The following is an 18072-nucleotide window of genomic DNA, read 5'->3' as shown; positions in this document are numbered from 1 at the left end:
CGTCGCGCCGGGGCCGCCTCCTGCAGACGCTGCGCGTGACGGTCGCGGTCGTCGTGCTCGCCGCCGTCGTCTACGCCATCGCCCGCAACTGGGCCGACGTCTCCGGCTACCTCGGGCAGGTCTCGTGGCCCGTGCTGCTCGCCTCGACGCTCGCCGCCGCGGTCGGCACGTGGCTGACCGGGCTGGGGTGGAAGGTGCTCCTGCGCGAGCTCGGCTCCGACCTGCACGTCGCGCCCGCGAGCGGGGTCTACTTCGTCGGCCAGCTCGGAAAGTACCTGCCCGGCTCGCTCTGGTCGGTGCTCGTGCAGGCCGACATGGCCGCCCGCCTCGGCGTGCCGCGCCGGCGCACCGCCGTCGCCGGCCTGCTCGCCCTCGGCTTCGCCCTGCTCACCGGCGGCCTCGTCGGCCTGCCGGCGGCGGCGCTGCTGCTGCGCGAGCACTGGGGCGGGTCCCCGTGGTGGGTGCTGCTCGCCGTTCCGGTGGCGCTCGTGCTGCTCGTCCCGCGGGTGCTGAACCGCGCCATCGCCCTCGGGCTCAGGACGCTGCGTCGTGAGCCGCTCGAGCACGAGCTGTCGCCCCGCGCCGTGCTCGTTCCCGTCGTCGTCTTCCTCGGGGTGTGGGCCTGCTTCGGCGTGCACACCCTGCTGCTGGCCCGCGCCGTCGCGGGCGACGCCCCGCACCCCGACCTCACGGTCGCGGCCCTCACCGGCTACGCCCTGTCGGTGTCGGTCGGGATGCTGACGATCATCCTGCCCGCCGGGCTCGGCGCGCGCGAGGGACTCATGACGCTGGCCCTCGCCACGGCGGTGCCGGCACCGGCCGCGGCGGCCGTCGCCATCCTCAGCCGCTTCATCGTCACGGTCGTCGACGTCCTCGCCGCCGCCCTCGGGTGGGCCTACGCCCGCTCGCACCACCTCGTCGACGATGCGCGACCGGCCGCCGACCCCGAGGTCGAAGCCGAGCCCGAAGCCGGGTCGGACGACCCAGCCGACGTCAGCGGCGCTCGAGGACGAAGACGGGGATGAGCCGGTCGGTCTTCGTCTGGTACTCGGCGTAGGGCGGGAAGGCGTCGACGCAGGGCTGCCACCACTGCTCGCGCTCCTCGCCGTCGAGCTCGCGCGCGCGGACCGGGAAGCTGCGCTCGCCGTCCATGAGCTCGATGTCCGGGTGGGCCTTGAGGTTGTGGTACCACTGCGGGTGCGTGGGCGCCCCGCCCTGGCTGGCGACCGCCGCGTAGCTCCCGTCGCGCTCGACGCGCATGAGCGGGACCTTGCGGGTGGCCCCCGACTTCGCCCCGCGCATCGTCAGCATGACGACGGGCCGGTCCTGGATGTGCACCGAGGCGGTCGTGCCGGTGCGCTCGATCTCCTCGACCTGCTCCCGCACCCACTGGCTCGTGCTGGGCACGTACTCGCTCTCGCGCTGCTGGTCGCTCACGGCATCCTCACTCGTCGTCGGGTGTGTCTGGTGTCTCGGGTTTGTCGCTGTTACGGGGTGGCGGGACCGCCGGTCAGGCCGCGTTCGGCTCGGGTGACGCGCTCCACGGGTGGGCCTTGACGAACTGCTCGACGACGGTGGCGCTCAGGCCCCCGCAGAGCTGGCGGTGGCCCGCCTGGTCGCTCACGGCGCCGGTGCTCGTGTCGTACTTGGCCGACCAGTGCGACAGGGCGTACTTCTTGCCCTCGGGGAGGGCACCGTAGGAGGTGTCCCAGGGCGAGATGATGAACTTGTTGCCCGCCTCGGGCAGGGCGTTGATCTGCTTCTGCAGCGCGTCGAACTTCGCGGCGTCGGCGCTCTCGACGCTCTTGTCGTACCAGAGGATCGTGTAGCCGTGCTCGAGGTTGTGCACGAGGTTCTCCATGGCCGGGGCGTCGCTCGAGGTGTAGACACGGCGGCCGTCGAGTGCCGGGCTCGCGAAGTGCTTGCCGCTGGAGGGCGGCACCGTCGTGTAGTCGACCCGGGTGACGTCGGCCTGGTTCGTGCCGGGGCCGACGTGGTCGCTGCTGCCGGATGCCGGGTCGGTCGTCACCGGGTCGCACGACGCCGCGCTCGCGTCACCGGAGAGCGCCTGCAGCGCCTCGGAGTCCTTGTTGCGCTCGCTGACCACTGCGAAGCCGACGGCGCCGGCGATGATGACGACGACGGCGAGGCAGGCCCCGACGACGGTCATGAGGCGGCGTCGCTCGGCTTTCTTCTGCTGCGCCTGCATCTCGGCGACCTTGGCTCGGCGGTCTCGGCTCGTCTCGCGGGCCATCGTTCCTCTTCCGTCGGGTCGGGGGCGTCGAAGAGCGGCGGTGCACGTCGGTCGTGCGCGTGCCAACGACGCCCCGAGTGTAAGCGAGACTGTCGAGGTGACCGAAACGGACGAACCCCTGCTGCGCCGGTGGCGCCCGCGGCGGGAGATCCGGCTCCGGGCCCAGCTGCACGTCTTCCGCCGCGGGGCCGGTGACCCCACCTCGCGCTGGGGCGCCGACGGGTCGTTCACCCGCGCCTCCCAGACCCCCGAGGGCGCCGGCACGCTGCACCTGTGGGTCGACCCGTCCGACGGGGTCGTCGAGGCCCGCGGCTGGGGGCCGGGTGCCGAGTGGCTGCTCGACTCCGTGCCGTCGCTGCTCGGCGACGGCGACGACGCCTCCGGCTTCACGGCGCTCGCGGCGCACCACCCGGTCGTGGCCGAGGCGTGGCGCCGCTTCTCGTTCTGGCGGGTGCCACGGTCGGGCCTGCTCTTCGACGCGTTCGCACCGGCCGTCATCGAGCAGAAGGTCACGGGCCAGGAGGCGTTCGCGGGCTACCGCGCCCTCGTCCGTCGCTTCGGCGCGCCGGCCCCCGGGCCCTTCGGGGCGGATGCCGAGGGGCTCGGCCTGTACGCACCGCCCCCCGCGCGGGGCTGGGCCGCGATCCCGTCGTGGGCGTGGCTGCAGGCGTCGGTCGACGGTGCGCGCTCGCGCACGATCGTGCGCGCCGCGGGTCACGCGGGCCGGCTCGAGGAGGGCCTGTCGCTCTCCGTCGCAGAGGCCCACCGGCGCATGCGGGCCCTGCCGGGGGTGGGGGTCTGGACCTGCGCCGAGGTGGCCCAGCGGGCGCTCGGCGACCCCGACTCCCCGAGCTTCGGCGACTACCACGTCGCCAAGGACGTCGGCTGGGCCCTGACCGGCACCCCCGTCGACGACGCCGGGATGGCCGAGCTGCTCGAGCCGTTCGCCGGGCACCGCTACCGCGTGCAACACCTGCTCGGTCTCGCCGGCCTGCACCGCCCGCGCCACGGGGCCCGGATGCCCCCGCGACGGCACCTGCCCACGCGAGCCCGCTGACCGGCATCCGGGCGTCGTCGTCGCTCTCGGCGGGCCCGCTGTCGGGACGCACGACGGCCCGGTCTCCCCGAGAGGGACCGGGCCGCCGTGGCTGTGGGAGGCGTCGTCAGCGCAGGTACGAGACGACCACCGCGGGGCGGGGGAAGCCGTCGGTGTGCGGCCACGTGCTGGCGGGCGACTCGAACGTCGCCCCGTCGACCTCGCCGGGGTGCTGCACCGCGACGAAGACCGAGCGCTGGTCCTCGCTGACGAGCGGGCCGCACGTCTCGGCGCCGAGCGGCACGGTGAGGAACTGCTCGACCTTGCCGCGGTCCGCGCCGGCGACGGGGACGCGGAAGAGCCCGTCGTTGCTGCCGAGCTGGTTGCCGTCGGTCGAGATCCACAGGTTGCCGACGGCGTCGAAGGCGACGTTGTCGGGGCAGCTGATCGGGCTGACGAGTCGCTTGTCGAAGCCGGCGAAGTACGTCTCGGGGGCGGTGGGGTCACCGCAGACGAGGAAGAGGTCCCACGCGAACTTCGTTGCGGTGTGGTCGTTCCCGAACTCGCTGAGCTCGAGCACGTACCCGTTGCGGTTGCCGCTCTTGCTCACGAGCGGGCCACCGGGGGTCTCGCGGACGAGGCTCGAGGCGAGCGGGTTCGTCTCGTCGGTGGGGTACTTGACGCCACGGTCCGAGTTGTTGGTCAGTGCGGCGTAGACCTTGCCGTTGACGGGGTTGGGCTCGACGTCCTCGGGGCGGTCCATCTTCGTCGGCGCCAGGGTGTCGGCGGCGAGGCGCGTGTGGATGAGCACCTCGGCGACGCTCATGCCGGGCACGTACGAGCGGGTGTCGCTCGTGAGGGCGAGCCACACTCCGGCACCGTCGAACTCGTCGTCCGAGGTGCCGTCGCCCACGAACTTCGCGACGTAGAGCGTGCCGCGGTTGAGCAGCTGCTTGTTGTGCTCGCGGGCCGCTTTGCCGTTGCCCTTGCGGACGGTGTCGGCGGAGACGAACTTGTAGAGGTAGTCGCCGCGCTCGTCGTCGCCCATGTAGGCGACGGCGTGACCGCTGGGGCTGACGATGACGTTGGCGCCCTCGTGCTTGAAGCGGCCGAGCATGGTGTGCTTGACCGGCGTCGAGGTCGGGTCGGTCGGGTCGAGCTCGACGATCCAGCCGAAACGGTTGGCCTCGTTGGGGTTCTTGGCGAGGTCGAAGCGCTCGTCGACGCTGGACCACCCACGGTTGGTGGCCGTCGTCGTGGCGAGGCCGTAGCGCTTGAAGGCGGTGGCGTGCGAGGCGTCGACGTCGCCCGAGGCGTCGAAGTAGCCGTTGAAGTTCTCCTCGCCCGACAGCACGGTGCCCCAGGGCGTCGTGCCGCCGGCGCAGTTGCCGAACGTGCCGTAGACGCGGGTGCCCGTGGGGTCGGCGGCCGTGCGGAGCAGCTCGTGGCCGGCGGCGGGGCCGACGAGCTCGAAGGTCGAGGTCGCGGTGATGCGGCGGTTGTGCTTCGCGCGGCGGTGGTCGCTGCGGATCCACTGACCCTGCTTGCGGCCCTTCTCGATCGTCACGACGGCCATGCCGTGAGCGGCCATCGCGATCTTCTTGACCGTGTCGTCGTCGTAGGCGCCGGTCGGGAACATGAGGTTTTCGTCCGTGTACTCGTGGTTGGTCACGAGCAGCGCGGTGCGGCCGGTGAGCGGCAGGACGCCGACGTAGTCGTTGTTGTAGCCGAACTGCTTCGCCTGCGCCTCGGGCGTCTGCTTCATGACGTCGAAGCGGGGGGCGTCGGCGGTGACCGGGTCGCCCCAGCGGATGACGACGTTGTGGGTGAACCCCTGGGCGTTGGTGACGGCGTCGACCTTGTTGGGGGCCACGGGGGTGAAGCTCGTGCGACCGACGTTCGCGACGGGGCGGGCGGGCTTGGCGGCGACCTTGCCTGCTGTGGTGGTGGCCGCGGCGGCGGGGCTCGCGGCGGCGAGGCCGGCGACGACGAGGGCGCCGGCGCCGAGCGCGCTGCCGCGCAGCACCGAGCGGCGCGCGATGGCGCCCTCGACGAGGTCGTGGATGTGCGGGTTGTCGGTGTCGTTGGGCACGGGGGCGTCGCAGGCGTTGCCACAGCGGTAGAGGCAGGTCATCCGGCTGCGCGAACCGTGGCGCGGGACCGACGCCAGGGGGAGAAGCTTGGGGGTCACGGGGTGGCTCCTAGGGCGGGGTGTGAGGTGCGGCTGCGCCGTGGGGCGTGGGCACGTCACCGACGCTAGGAGCGTCCGTGCCGCGTCGGGTGGGCGCGCGGTGGCCGTGTGGTGAACAGCGCGTGACCAGCGACCGGGAGCCGGGGGGATGCCGGTCACGGGCGTTTCGTGGTCGCGGCTCGGTGGTGTTCGTCCGAGTCGTGACGGGCCGACGGTTCGTCCACGCCTGTCGGTCGAGGGGCGGATGTCGCTGTCGGACGGTTGAATTCGAGTATGGACAAGTCTTCCGCGGACGGGGGGTTCCTGTTAGAATCGAACACATGTTCGAGAGTGACGAGTGGGTGACGCCGACAGGGCTCGACGCCCTGCTGGTGGCGCTCGCGGGCGTCGAACCGGCCGAGTCGACGGCCGGTGGCGAGGCGGGTCAGGCGGCGGCCGATGAGGGAGCGGCGCGTTGCATCCCGGCCTCGTTGCGAGCCCCGGCGCCGCCGTCGTGGTGTCTGACCGACGCGGAGCGCATCGACGTGCTGTCTGCCCTGGAGCGGGTCAAGGCGGCGGTGGGGGCGGCGCAGGTGCGGGTGACGGCCGGGTTCGTCGCGTCGCAGGAGCACGAGTCCCTGGCCTGGCGCGAGGAGGCGCAGGCGGCCTCTGCGTCGGGTGATTTCGACGGGTGGCGGGCGGCGCGGGAGAAGGCGGACCTGGCCTCGTGGGCGGCGGCGCTGGAGTTCGGGGCGCATCCCGATCCGCGCGTGGGCGCCACCTCCGACAGTGCCGACGCGTCTGAGGCGTCTGGCTCGGGTGACGGTGCCGGCAGCGGCCGCACGGGGACGGACGCCGGCGGGGAGTCGGAGCGGCCGGTGTCGTCCTCGCGGCGGAACACGATCGCGAGGGGCGGGGTGGCGGCGCAGGTGGGTTTGGCGCGGCACCTGTCTCCGTTCAAGGGCGCCGAGGGCGTCCGGTTCGCGCTCACCCTGACCCAGGACATGCCGCACACCCTCGCCCTGCTCGAGGCGGGCGTCTTGAGCGAGCGGCGGGCCCTGTCCATCACGCAGGAGGCCGCGGTCCTGTCTCCGGAGGACCGTCGCAGCCTGGACCGAGAGCTGCACGACTCGATGGGTGAGCGCTTGGGCGGGCTGGGCGACCGGGAGCTGCAGCGCCTCGTGCGGGCCGTCGCGTACCGGCTCGACCCGGAGAGCGTGCTGGCCCGGGCGCGCAAGGCGGAGTCCGAGCGGCGGGTGACGTTGCGCCCGGCGCCGGACACGATGGCGTACTTGTCCGCACTGCTCCCCGCCGCCGAAGCCGTCGCCGCGTACGCCGCGTTGACCGGGGCGGCCGCGTCCGCGAAGGCCGACGGGGACGAGCGGGGTAAGGGCCAGGTCATGGCCGACACCCTCGTCGACCGCATCACCGGCCGCGCGAGCACCACGACCGACACTGGCGACGCGGCCGACTCGGCTGATGCGGCGAAGAGCGCCACCGGCACCGAGACTGGTGAGGACGGGGACGAGCTCGATACGCCGAGGCAGCCAGCGAACGCTGACGCCGCCACCGATCAGCCTCGGCCGGCTGAGAGGTCAGACGGCCCGGCCGGCAGGGCCGGGGTTGACGTCGAGGTGCAGCTCGTCATCGGACTCGACGCCCTCTTCAACACCGGCGACGGCGCCGACACTCCAGCGCAACTGCTCGGCTACGGCACCGTGCCCGCCGGCTGGGCCCGCGAGTACCTCAGGCCTGAGAACGCCGACGATTCAGGCGGTGATGAGCCCCGGGAGGGTGGGGGTGGTCTGTCCCGCGCCGGGCGGGTCTGGCTACGCAGGCTGTTCGTCCGCCCCGACACCGGCGAGCTCGTCGCCATGGACTCCCGACGACGCCTCTTCAGCGACGGCCTACGCCGCTTCGTCCTGACCCGCGACGCCGCCACCTGCCGGACGCCGTGGTGCGACGCCCCAGCCCGACACGTCGACCACGTCACCCCGCACGCCGACGGCGGAGCCACCACCGCACGTAACGGTCAGGGCCTGTGCGTGGCGTGCAACCTGACCAAGGAACACCCCGACCTCAGCAGCACCGTCATGCCTCGGGAGCAGGAAGGGCGGCGGGACGGTGGAGTACGCGGTCACACCGTCCGGGTCACGACCGGCACCGGGCACAGCTACGACTCCGAGGCCCCACCGCTGCTGCCCGGCGCACCATCCGCCGGCGTCGGCAGAGACGAGGCGACACGTCAGGGCGTCAACCGCATCACCATCGAGGACACACCCGACAACGCCGAGCTCTGGCAGGCGGTGCTGGCGCTGGCCCCGGTCATCGGTCACGCGGCGTGACGGCATAGTGGGGTCCATGTCCCCTGCGACCCCACGCCGGAGGTCGTGGCTGCGCCGCCCGGCGCCGGACCACGTTCCGAGCAGCGCACCCCCGCTCACCGGGCCGATCATGATGAACCAGGACTGGCTCGACCTGACCTTCATCCACTGGGCGGTCGACCCGAGCGAGGTCGAGCGGTTCATGCCGCCCGGCGCCCGGCCCGACGTCCGTGACGGGCGCACCTACGTGGGCCTCATCCCGTTCCGCATGGTCGGGGCCGGGGTCGGGCGCGGCCCCGGGGTTCCGTGGGCGGGGACCTTCCTCGAGACGAACGTCCGTCTCTACGCCGTCGACGCCGACGGCCGTCGGGGCATCGTCTTCCTCAGCCTCGACACCGACCGCTCGGTCATCGTGGCCGGGGCCCGGGCCGCGTTCGGCCTGCCGTACCGCTGGGCGCACATGCGGCACACCGTCGAGCCCGACCTCACCGGTCGCGACGTCCACCACTACGAAGCGAGGCTGCGGCGACGCGGTGCACCGGTGACGAGCCGCATCGGCATCCGGGTGGGCGACCCCCGTGAGGCGACCGAGCTCGACCACTACCTCGGCGACCGCTGGGGCCTCTACGTCCGGCATCTCGGGCGCACCCTCTACGTGCCGAACGTCCACGGCGCCTGGCCCGTTCGCGACGCGGAGGTCGTCGAGCTCGACGACGATCTCGTGCGGTCCGTCGGCCTCGGCAACCTCGCCGACCGCACGCCCGACCACGTGGCCTTCAGCCCGGGAGTGCACACGGAGTTCGGGCTGCCCGCCCGTGCGTGAGGCGGGCGGGCCGCCGGTGCGACCGCACGGGAGGATGGGCCCATGACCTTCGGCGTCCTCGTCCTCGCGGCCACTCCCATCGGCGACCCCCGCGACGCCGCCCCGCGGCTGGGGGAGGAGCTCGCGACGGCCGATCTCGTTGCGGCAGAGGACACCCGGCGCCTGCGCCGACTCCTCACAGCCCTGGAGGTGACGCCACGGGGCCGCGTCCTCAGCTACCACGAGCACAACGAGGCCGGCCGCACGCCCGAGCTCGTCGAGCGGCTCGTCGCGGGTGACCGGGTCGTCGTCGTCACCGACGCGGGGATGCCCTCGGTGTCCGACCCCGGGTACCGGCTCGTCGCGGCGGCGGTCGAGGCGGGCGTCCGCGTCACCTGCGTCCCCGGTCCCAGCGCGGTGCTCATGGCCCTCGCCGTCTCGGGCCTGCCCGTCGACCGCTTCGCCTTCGACGGCTTCCTCCCGCGCAAGCCGGGCGAGCGTGCCCGGGCCCTCGCCGAGTCGGCGACGGAGCGCCGCACCCTCGTCTACTTCGAGGCCCCGCACCGCCTCGCCGAGACGCTCACCGCGATGCGCGACGCCTTCGGACCCATCCGGCGGGCGGCCGTGTGCCGCGAGCTGACGAAGACCTACGAGGAGGTACGACGCGGCACCCTCGACGAGCTGGTCGCCTGGGCGCAGGACGGGGTCAGGGGCGAGATCACCGTCGTCGTGGCGGGCGCCGAGCGGCAGGTCGGGTCCGTCGAGGACGCGCTGCCCGGCATCCGGCAGCGGGTGCAGTCGGGCGAACGGCTCAAGGACGTCTGCGCCGACGTCGCCGCCACGACCGGGCTGTCGAAGAAGGCGCTGTACGACGCGGCCGTCGCCCGGCCCTGAGCACTTGTGGAGCCGTGCGCCGCGGGCGAGGCTTATGTCCGGCCGCCGACCGGCGGCGCAGGGGACCACACGTCCAACCGGAGGAATCTGCAGCCATGGCAATCATTCGCAACGCGTCGGCCCACTGGGAGGGCTCGCTCATGGAGGGCGCCGGGAAGGTGACCTTCGAGTCGTCCGACCTCGGCACCCACGACGTCACCTGGGCCTCGCGCGCGACCGAGTCGAACGGCCTCACCAGCCCCGAGGAGCTCATCGCCGCCGCCCACTCCACGTGCTTCTCGATGGCCCTCTCGCACGCGCTCGCGGAGGCGGGGACGCCGGCCGAGACCATCGACACCTCGGCCGCCGTCGGCTTCAAGCCCGGCACCGGCATCACCGACATCACCCTCACGGTGACCGGCAAGGTGCCCGGCCTCGACGCCGCCGCGTTCGAGGAGGCTGCCCAGGGCGCCAAGGAGAACTGCCCCGTGAGCCAGGCCCTCAAGTCGGTGCCGATCACCCTCGAGGTGACGTTCACCGAGTAGATCGGCCGCGTGCCTGCGGCGCCGTCCGCGCGCCGCAGGCCCGCCACCTAGGATCAACCCCCATGAGCCATGTCCTGTCCGCCGTCGCCTGGCCGTACACCAACGGCCCGCGTCACATCGGCCACGTGGCCGGTTTCGGTGTGCCCTCCGACGTCTTCAGCCGGTACATGCGCATGGCGGGTCACGACGTCCTCATGGTCTCGGGCACCGACGAGCACGGCACCCCGATCCTCGTCCTCGCCGAGGAGGAGGGCCTCACGCCGCAGCAGCTCGTCGACAAGTACAACGCCGTCATCGCGCAGGACCTCACCGACCTCGGCCTGTCGTACGACCTCTTCACCCGCACGACGACGCGCAACCACTACGCCGTCGTGCAGGAGATGTTCCGGCAGGTGCACGCCAACGGCTACATGGTCGAGCAGACGACGCGCGGCGCCATCAGCCCGTCGACCGGCCGCACCCTGCCCGACCGCTACATCGAGGGCACGTGTCCCATCTGCGGCTTCCCCGAGGCCCGCGGCGACCAGTGCGACAACTGCGGCAACCAGCTCGACGCCGACGAGCTCATCGACCCGCGCAGCAAGATCAACGGCGAGACGCCGGAGTTCATCGAGACCCAGCACTTCTTCCTCGACCTGCCCGCGCTGGCCGGTGCGCTGGGGGAGTGGCTCGACGGTCGCGAGGCCTCGGGCTCGTGGCGCCCCAACGTCATCAAGTTCAGCAAGAACCTGCTCAAGGACGTCCGCCCCCGGGCGATGACGCGTGACATCGACTGGGGCATCCCGGTGCCGCTGCCCGGGTGGGAGGACAACCCGTCGAAGCGCCTCTACGTGTGGTTCGACGCCGTCATCGGCTACCTCTCGGCGTCGGTCGAGTGGGCCCGTCGCACCGGGGACGCCGAGCGCTGGCGCGAGTGGTGGAACGACCCGGATGCCGTGTCGTACTACTTCCAGGGCAAGGACAACATCACCTTCCACGCCCAGATCTGGCCCGCCGAGCTGCTCGGGTACGCCGGTCGCGGTGACCGGGGCGGGGAGCCCGGGCCCTACGGCGAGCTCAACCTGCCGACGGAGGTCGTCGCGAGCGAGTTCATGACCCTCGAGGGCAAGCAGTTCTCGACGAGCCGCAAGCACGTCATCTACGTGCAGGACGTCGTGGCCCGCTACGGGCCGGACCCGATCCGCTACTTCATCTGCGCGGCCGGGCCCGAGAACCAGGACGCCGACTTCTCGTGGGCCGAGTTCGTCAAGCGCAACAACACCGAGCTCGTCGCCGGCTGGGGCAACCTCGTCAACCGCACGGCCTCGATGATCGCGAAGAGCTTCGGCGAGGTCCCGCGGGCGTACGAAGCCCACGACGTCGACGACGAGCTGCTCATCGCCGTCGCCGACGGCTTCACGACGGTCGGTTCGCTGCTCGAGCGGCACAGCCAGAAGGCAGCGCTCGGCGAGGTCATGCGCCTGGTCGGGGAGGCCAACGCCTACGTCTCGCGCACCGAGCCGTTCAAGCTCAAGGGCGACGGCCAGCGCGAGCGGCTCTCGACCGTGCTGCACACCCTCGCGCAGGCCGTCAGCGACCTCAACCGGATGATGGCACCGTTCCTGCCGCACGCCTCGAACCGCGTGCACCACGTGCTCGGCGGCGAGGGCGAGCTCATGCCGATGCCGCGCCTCGAGGTCGTGCGCGACCTCGACGACGACACCCGCACCTACCCCGTCATCACGGGCGAGTACTCGGACACCCCACGATGGCAACGGGTCCCGGTGACGGTGGGTGCCACCGTCGGCAAGCCGACGCCGGTGTTCGTCAAGCTCGACCCCGAGCAGGTGCTGGCCGACGAGCACGCGCGGCTGCAGCCGCAGACCGACGAGCCCGCGACGCCCACCGCATGACGCCGGCCCCGTCGGGGCACCGGGGCCTGCCCGAGGCGCCCGACCCGCTGCCGATCGACGTCGTCGACAACCACACCCACCTCGACATCACCCGCGAGGGTGACGAGCCGCTCGACGTCGCCGAGGCCATCGCCCGCGCCCGTGCGGTCGGTGTCACCCGCCTCGTGCAGGTCGGCTGCGACCTCGACGGCATCGACTTCACGATGGACGCCGTCGACCGCCACCCCGAGCTGCTCGGGGGGATCGCGTTGCACCCCAACGAGGTTCCCCGGCTCGCCGCGTCGGGTGAGCTCGACGACGCCTACGCCGAGGTCGAACGCCTCGCCGCCCACGAACGGGTCCGCGTCATCGGTGAGACCGGGCTCGACTACTACCGCACCGGCCCCGAGGGCGTCGACGTGCAGCAGGACGGCTTCCGCTGGCACATCGACCTCGCGAAGCGGCTCGGCAAGGCCCTGCAGATCCACGACCGCGACGCGCACGAGGACGTGCTGCGCATCCTCGCCGAGGAGGGCGCGCCCGACCGCACCGTCCTGCACTGCTTCTCGGGCGACCTCACGATGGCCCGGGAGTGCGTCGAGCGCGGCTACCTCCTCAGCTTCGCCGGCACCGTCACCTTCAAGAACGCCCGCGGCCTGCGTGACGCCCTCAGCGCCACCCCGCTCGAGAACCTGCTCGTCGAGACCGACGCCCCGTACCTCACCCCGAGCCCGCACCGCGGCGCGACGAACGCCTCGTACCTCGTGCCGCTGACGGTCCGGGCGATCGCCGGCGTGCTCAACGTCGACGTGCCCACGGTGTGCCGGGCCGTCTCCGAGAACGCCGAGCGTGTCTACGGGTCGTGGGACCGGGTCTGACGTCCCGCACGCCCCGTGCGTCGATACCGATCCGAGTCCCGACCGTTACCGAAATTTGACCTGGGCGACGACTGTCCGTCAGGCTGTCGTCCCGTTGGCCGGATGCCGTGACTGTGACCGCCTCTGCCGCCCGTCCACCGGGCCGCGCTCACGTCGACTCCGGGAAGCTCGACGTACGGAGTGACGTGCCCTCTCGCAAGACCCTGCTCGCGACCGCCGCGGGTGCCACCGCCATCGTCCTCGCCGCGGGTGGCGCCACCGCCGCCGCCCTCGACAAGGCCGTGACCCTGTCGGTCGACGGCCAGGCCTCGGACCACCACGTCTTCGGCTCGACGGTGCGCGACCTGCTCGACGACCAGGGCATCGCGGTGGGCTCGGCCGACCGGGTCAGCCCGTCGCTCGACGCCCCGCTGCGTGACGGCGAGACCGTCAGCGTCGCCTACGCCCGGCCGCTCACCGTCACGGTCGACGGCCGCACCCAGCGGGTCACGACCACCGAGCGCACCGTCGACGGCGCCCTCGCCGCTCTCGGTCTGCGCGACGACGCGGCCCGCCTGTCCGTCTCGCGCTCCCTCGGCATCGGCCGCTCCGGCCTGTCCGTGTCCGTCGTGACGCCGAAGCGCGTCACGGTCACCGTCGACGGCACGAAGGTCACCCGCACCATCACCGCAGGCACCGTCGCCGAGGCGCTCGGGCAGCTGCGCATCACCCTCGGCCGCGGCGACCGGGTGACCCCGGCCGCGTCGACCCCGCTCACCGACGGCCTCGCCGTCACCGTGGCCCGAGTGACGACGAAGGACTCCACCCGCACCGAGACGATCGGGCACGACACCGTGCGCCGCGAGAGCAGCAGCCTCTACGTCGGAGACACCGACGTGCAGACCCGCGGCCGCGACGGCGTGCGCACCGTCGTGACCCGCACGACGAGCGTCGACGGTCGCGCCACCGGCACCACCGAGGTCTCCTCGACCGTGACCCGCAAGCCGGTCGACGAGGTCGTCCTCGTCGGGACGAAGCGCCGGCCCGAGCCGGTCGCCACCCCGACGCCCTCCTCTTCGAGCTCCGCCGACTCCTCGTCCGACTCGTCCGACGACTCGGCGCAGGGTTCGACGCAGGGCTCGACGCCGACCGCGACCCCGACGCCCACCCCCACGGCATCCGAGCCGGCTCCGTCGGGCGCGGGCCTCAACCTCGCGCGCGCCGCGATGTGGGACCGCATCGCCGCCTGCGAGTCGGGCGGCAACTGGGCCATCAACACCGGCAACGGCTACTACGGCGGCCTGCAGTTCGCCCAGGGCACGTGGGTCGGCGCCGGCGGCACCGACTTCGCCTCGCGGGCCGACCTCGCCAGCCGGGCCGAGCAGATCACCGTGGCCAACCGCCTCTACGCCAGCTCGGGCACGTCCCCGTGGGGCTGCGCCTGAGCGCGTTCCGTCGGCGTCGTCACGACCGACGGGGCCTTTGACGGAGCCGCCGCCTAGGCTGGGCATCATGAGCACCAAGGATGCCGGCGCGCTCGTCGACGACGCCGCCCTCCTCGGCGCGGCGCAGGTGCGCGAGCTCGCCGAGCGGCTCGAGGTCCGACCCACCAAGCAGTGGGGGCAGAACTTCGTCATCGACGCGAACACGGTGCGCAAGATCGTCCGCGTCGCCGGGGTCGGCCGCAAGGACGTCGTCGTCGAGGTCGGCCCGGGCCTCGGCTCGCTGACCCTCGCGCTGCTGCCGGCGGTCAAGAAGGTCATCGCCGTCGAGGTCGACCCGCGCCTCGCCGGCGCCCTCGAGCAGACGGTGCGCGACCTCCAGCCCGAGAACGCCGACCGCCTCAAGCTCGTCAACGCGGACGCCCTGACGGTGACGTCTCTGCCCGGCGCCGACCCGACGGCCCTCGTCGCCAACCTGCCGTACAACATCTCGGTGCCGGTCGTGCTGTCCTTCCTCGAGCACTTCCCGACCATCGAGCGGGTGCTCGTCATGGTGCAGCTCGAGGTGGCCGAACGGCTCGCGGCCCGGCCCGGCGGAAAGATCTACGGCGTGCCCAGCCTCAAGGCCGCCTGGTACGCCGACGTCGAGCTCGCCGGCCGTGTCGGCCGCACCGTCTTCTGGCCCGCGCCGAACGTCGACTCCGGCCTCGTCTCCCTCGTGCGTCGCGAGCCGCCGTCGACGACGGCCTCACGGGTCGAGGTGTTCCGGTGCATCGACGCCGCGTTCGCCCAGCGCCGCAAGGCCCTTCGTGGCGCCCTCGCGTCGTGGGCCGGGTCGCCGGTGCTCGCCGAGCAGGCGCTCGTCGCGGCGGGCATCGACCCCCGCACGCGCGGCGAGCAGCTCGGCATCCTCGACTTCGCCCGCATCGCCGAGAACCGGCCGCAGCCCGCCGACGCCTGATCGCCTCGGACCCCACCACGACGGGGCGGTCCCGTACGACCGTCCCGACGAGACCGTAGGGTGGCGACATGACAGCCGCGCCGACCCTGCCGGGCACCGTCACGGTGCGCGTGCCCGCCAAGGTCAACCTGCAGCTGCACGTCGGGGCCCTGCGGCCCGACGGCTACCACGACCTCGCCACCGTCTTCCAGGCCGTGTCGCTGCACGACGAGGTGTCGGTCGCGCGGTGGGACGGCTGGCAGGTCGTCCCGGCCGGCACCTACGCCGATGGCATCCCGACCGACGAGGACAACCTCGCGGTGCGCGCGGCCAAGCTCGTCGCCGAGCGCTGCGGCGTCGACGAGTCGCTGAGCATCCGCATCGACAAGGACATCCCCGTCGCGGGGGGCATGGCGGGTGGCTCGGCCGACGCCGCCGCGGCCCTGCTCGCGTGCGACCAGCTATGGGCCCTCGGGCTCGACCGCGACGAGCTCGCCGAGATGGCTGCGGTGCTCGGCAGCGACGTCACCTTCCCGCTCAGCGGCGGCACCGCGATGGCCACCGGTCGCGGCGAGCAGCTCGCGCCCGTGCTCGCCCGCGGCACCTTCCACTGGGTCTTCGCCATCAGCGACGAGGGGCTGTCGACGCCCGCCGTCTACGCCGAGCTCGACCGGATGCGTGAGGAGTCGGGCGAGAGCGTCGCGGAGCCGCAGGTGCGCCCCGACCTTATGGCCGCGTTGCGCCAGGGGGACGCGGCGGCGCTCGGACAGGCCCTGCACAACGACCTCGAGCCCGCCGCCTTCTCGCTGCGGCCCGACCTGCGCGAGCTGCGCGACGCCGGCGTCGAGTTCGGGGCCCTCGGAGGCATCGTCTCGGGCAGCGGCCCCACCGTCGCCTTCGTCACCGAGAGCCACGAGGCCGCCCTCGACCTCTCGGTGTCGCTCGCCGCCGCCGACCTCTGCCGCGACCTGCGCCGGGCCAAGGGGCCGGTGCACGGCGCTCAGGTCGTCGCCGGGCCGCGCGACTGAGCCACCCGGCATCCTGGCCCCACCCTCCCGGTTACGGCGGGGGAGCGCGGCGGACATAGGCTCGGGCCCGACATGGCCAACCTCGTCTCACTCGAACGCGTCTCCCTCGTCTTCGGCACTTCGCACGTCCTCGACGAGGTGAGCGTCGGCGTCCTCACGGGCGACCGCATCGGCGTCGTCGGCGTCAACGGTGGCGGCAAGTCGACCCTCCTGCGCGTCATCGCAGGTCTGCAGGAACCCGACTCCGGCCGCATCACGAAGCAGGGCGGCGACGACGGCATCCGCATCGGCATGCTCTCGCAGGACGACTCGCTCGACCCGGCCGCCACGATCCGCGAGACGGTGCTGGGCGACCGCCCCGAGCACGTGTGGGCGGGCGACCCCCGCATCCGCGACGTGCTCACCGGGCTGCTCGGCGGCATCGGCGCCGAGGCGGTGGGCGGGCTCGACAGCCTCGTCGGCCCCAAGTCCGGTGGCGAGCGCCGCCGGCTCGCCCTCGCCCGTCTGCTCGTCGACGACCCCGAGCTGCTGCTGCTCGACGAGCCGACCAACCACCTCGACGTCGAGGGGGTCGCCTGGCTCGCCGAGCACCTCGCGACGAAGCGGCCGCGGCCCGGCAACGCGACCGTCGCGATCACCCACGACCGCTGGTTCCTCGACGCGTACGCGACCCTCACGTGGGAGGTCGAGTCGGGACACGTCACCTCGTTCGAGGGCGGCTACGCCGCCTACGTGCTGGCCAAGGCCGAGCGTGACCGGCTCGCGGGGCTGCAGGCCGAGCGGCGGGCCAACCTCATGCGCAAGGAGCTCGCCTGGCTGCGTCGCGGGCCGCCCGCCCGCACGAGCAAGCCCAAGTTCCGCATCGACGCGGCGAACGCGCTCATCGCCGACGAGCCCGCCCCGCGCGACAGCGTCGAGCTCGCGACCTTCGCCACGCGACGGCTGGGCAAGGACGTCCTCGACCTCGAGGACGCCACCGTCACCGTCGGCGACCCGCCCGACGAGCGGGTCCTGCTCGACCGCGTCACGTGGCGCCTCGCGCCCGGTGAGCGTGTCGGCATCGTCGGGGTCAACGGTGCCGGCAAGTCGACGCTGCTGCGTGCCCTGACCGGTGACGTGCCGCTGGCCGGCGGTCGCCGCCGGGTCGGCAAGACCGTCGCCGTGGCGTACCTGACCCAGGAGGTTCGCGAGCTCGAGCGCTTCGAGTCGTGGCGGGTCATCGAGGCCATCGAGGACGTCAAGCAGTGGACGACGTTGGGCGGCAAGGAGATCAGCGCCGGACAGCTCGCGACGCGCCTCGGCTTCCCCGGTGGCCGCCAGCAGTCGCGCGTCGGCGACCTCAGCGGTGGCGAGCGACGCCGGCTGCAGCTGACACGCCTGCTGCTCACCGAGCCGAACGTGCTCATCCTCGACGAGCCGACCAACGACCTCGACATCGAGACCCTCACCTCCCTCGAGGACGTGCTCGACGGCTGGGCGGGCACCCTCATCGTCGTGTCGCACGACCGCTACCTGCTCGAGCGCGTCTGCGACCACCAGCTGGCCCTGCTCGGTGACGGCCGCCTGCGCGACCTCCCCGGCGGGGTCGAGGAGTACCTGCGACTGCGCCACGCCGCCCCCGCGAGGGGCGGGTCGTCCTCGTCGGCGCGGCCTGCCGCGGCGTCGGCCGGCGCGTCGGGCGACACCGAGACGACCCCGGCCGCGAACCCCGCGCAGGTGCGCGAGGCGCGCAAGGTCATGGCCCGCGTCGAGAAGCAGCTGGCCCGGCTCGGTGAGCGCGAGCAGCGCCTCCACGGCGACATGGCCGAGAACGCCACCGACCCCGGACGTCTGCGCGAGCTCGGCACGGCGCTCCAGGAGGTCGTCGACGAGCGGGAGGGTCTCGAGCTGGAGTGGCTCGAGGCCGCCGAGGTCGTCGGCTGACCCGACC

The 18072-nt window shown here is 73.0% G+C and carries 15 protein-coding genes; 12 read left to right on the top strand and 3 right to left on the bottom strand.

The window, feature by feature from the left end; genetic code table 11:
- The first annotated feature begins 35 nt into the window (after window positions 1–35).
- Window positions 36–1025 (top strand): lysylphosphatidylglycerol synthase transmembrane domain-containing protein, encoded by a 990-nt coding sequence (locus DFJ68_RS09890; RefSeq protein WP_245963570.1) that lies wholly within the window; start codon window positions 36–38, stop codon window positions 1023–1025.
- Here the strand turns inward: DFJ68_RS09890 and DFJ68_RS09885 are convergent.
- Both DFJ68_RS09885 and DFJ68_RS09880 read right to left on the bottom strand, forming a co-directional pair.
- The gene (locus tag DFJ68_RS09885; protein WP_121032819.1) at window positions 994–1437 is read right to left on the bottom strand and encodes a nitroreductase family deazaflavin-dependent oxidoreductase; all 444 of its coding nucleotides are present in this window, start codon (window positions 1435–1437) and stop codon (window positions 994–996) included. The genes DFJ68_RS09890 and DFJ68_RS09885 overlap by 32 nt on opposite strands.
- Window positions 1438–1510: 73 nt before the next feature.
- Window positions 1511–2254 carry a DUF3105 domain-containing protein gene (locus tag DFJ68_RS09880; protein WP_121032817.1) on the bottom strand — a complete coding sequence of 248 codons (744 nt, stop codon included), beginning with the start codon at window positions 2252–2254 and terminating at the stop codon, window positions 1511–1513.
- A 97-nt stretch (window positions 2255–2351) separates the two neighbouring features.
- Between DFJ68_RS09880 and DFJ68_RS09875 the strand changes: the two genes are divergently transcribed.
- On the top strand, window positions 2352–3311 hold the full coding sequence (locus tag DFJ68_RS09875; RefSeq protein ID WP_245963569.1) for a DNA-3-methyladenine glycosylase family protein: 960 nt from the start codon (window positions 2352–2354) through the stop codon (window positions 3309–3311).
- A gap of 106 nt (window positions 3312–3417) precedes the next feature.
- Here DFJ68_RS09875 and DFJ68_RS09870 read toward each other — a convergent pair whose 3' ends face one another.
- Entirely contained in the window at window positions 3418–5481 is a 2064-nt protein-coding gene (locus DFJ68_RS09870) for a PhoX family protein (protein ID WP_211333325.1), read from the bottom strand.
- 89 nt (window positions 5482–5570) lie between these two features.
- Between DFJ68_RS09870 and DFJ68_RS09865 the strand changes: the two genes are divergently transcribed.
- From DFJ68_RS09865 to DFJ68_RS09820, 10 genes are all read left to right on the top strand, one after another.
- A complete protein-coding gene (locus DFJ68_RS09865; RefSeq protein ID WP_170165741.1) occupies window positions 5571–7805 on the top strand; it encodes an HNH endonuclease in 2235 nt (744 codons plus the stop codon).
- Between the two features lie 109 nt (window positions 7806–7914).
- Window positions 7915–8607 carry a YqjF family protein gene (locus tag DFJ68_RS09860; protein ID WP_121032811.1) on the top strand — a complete coding sequence of 231 codons (693 nt, stop codon included), beginning with the start codon at window positions 7915–7917 and terminating at the stop codon, window positions 8605–8607.
- A 42-nt stretch (window positions 8608–8649) separates the two neighbouring features.
- A complete protein-coding gene (gene rsmI / locus DFJ68_RS09855; RefSeq protein WP_121032809.1) occupies window positions 8650–9480 on the top strand; it encodes a 16S rRNA (cytidine(1402)-2'-O)-methyltransferase in 831 nt (276 codons plus the stop codon).
- A 95-nt stretch (window positions 9481–9575) separates the two neighbouring features.
- Window positions 9576–10004, top strand: coding sequence for an OsmC family peroxiredoxin (locus tag DFJ68_RS09850; protein ID WP_121032807.1), 429 nt, complete (start codon window positions 9576–9578; stop codon window positions 10002–10004).
- Between the two features lie 62 nt (window positions 10005–10066).
- A complete protein-coding gene (gene metG, locus DFJ68_RS09845) occupies window positions 10067–11896 on the top strand; it encodes a methionine--tRNA ligase (RefSeq protein ID WP_121032805.1) in 1830 nt (609 codons plus the stop codon).
- Window positions 11893–12753: a TatD family hydrolase gene (locus tag DFJ68_RS09840; protein ID WP_121032803.1), complete on the top strand. Its 861-nt coding sequence runs from the start codon at window positions 11893–11895 to the stop codon at window positions 12751–12753. Before metG ends, DFJ68_RS09840 begins: the two co-directional genes overlap by 4 nt.
- Window positions 12754–12938: 185 nt before the next feature.
- Window positions 12939–14177, top strand: coding sequence for a resuscitation-promoting factor (locus tag DFJ68_RS18950; protein ID WP_121032800.1), 1239 nt, complete (start codon window positions 12939–12941; stop codon window positions 14175–14177).
- 67 nt (window positions 14178–14244) lie between these two features.
- Window positions 14245–15135, top strand: a complete 891-nt coding sequence (gene rsmA / locus DFJ68_RS09830) for a 16S rRNA (adenine(1518)-N(6)/adenine(1519)-N(6))-dimethyltransferase RsmA (protein ID WP_121032798.1) — start codon at window positions 14245–14247, stop codon at window positions 15133–15135.
- 68 nt (window positions 15136–15203) lie between these two features.
- Window positions 15204–16142 (top strand): 4-(cytidine 5'-diphospho)-2-C-methyl-D-erythritol kinase, encoded by a 939-nt coding sequence (locus DFJ68_RS09825; RefSeq protein WP_121032796.1) that lies wholly within the window; start codon window positions 15204–15206, stop codon window positions 16140–16142.
- A gap of 72 nt (window positions 16143–16214) precedes the next feature.
- The gene (locus DFJ68_RS09820; RefSeq protein ID WP_121032794.1) at window positions 16215–18065 is read left to right on the top strand and encodes an ABC-F family ATP-binding cassette domain-containing protein; all 1851 of its coding nucleotides are present in this window, start codon (window positions 16215–16217) and stop codon (window positions 18063–18065) included.
- Window positions 18066–18072: the final 7 nt, after the last annotated feature.

The sequence above is a fragment of the Terracoccus luteus genome, assembly GCF_003635045.1.
Classification (GTDB): domain Bacteria; phylum Actinomycetota; class Actinomycetes; order Actinomycetales; family Dermatophilaceae; genus Terracoccus; species Terracoccus luteus.
The sequence above is the reverse complement of the archived record's forward strand: the minus strand, read 5'-3'. Positions and strand labels throughout refer to the sequence as shown.

Coding starts and splice junctions, on each gene's coding strand:
- DFJ68_RS09880 (WP_121032817.1), bottom strand. CDS start 2,254: ATGGCCCGCGAGACGAGCCGAGACCGCCGAGCCAAGGTCGCCGAGATG.
- DFJ68_RS09860 (WP_121032811.1), top strand. CDS start 7,915: ATGATGAACCAGGACTGGCTCGACCTGACCTTCATCCACTGGGCGGTC.
- rsmI (WP_121032809.1), top strand. CDS start 8,650: ATGACCTTCGGCGTCCTCGTCCTCGCGGCCACTCCCATCGGCGACCCC.
- DFJ68_RS09850 (WP_121032807.1), top strand. CDS start 9,576: ATGGCAATCATTCGCAACGCGTCGGCCCACTGGGAGGGCTCGCTCATG.
- metG (WP_121032805.1), top strand. CDS start 10,067: ATGAGCCATGTCCTGTCCGCCGTCGCCTGGCCGTACACCAACGGCCCG.
- DFJ68_RS09840 (WP_121032803.1), top strand. CDS start 11,893: ATGACGCCGGCCCCGTCGGGGCACCGGGGCCTGCCCGAGGCGCCCGAC.
- rsmA (WP_121032798.1), top strand. CDS start 14,245: ATGAGCACCAAGGATGCCGGCGCGCTCGTCGACGACGCCGCCCTCCTC.
- DFJ68_RS09825 (WP_121032796.1), top strand. CDS start 15,204: ATGACAGCCGCGCCGACCCTGCCGGGCACCGTCACGGTGCGCGTGCCC.
- DFJ68_RS09820 (WP_121032794.1), top strand. CDS start 16,215: ATGGCCAACCTCGTCTCACTCGAACGCGTCTCCCTCGTCTTCGGCACT.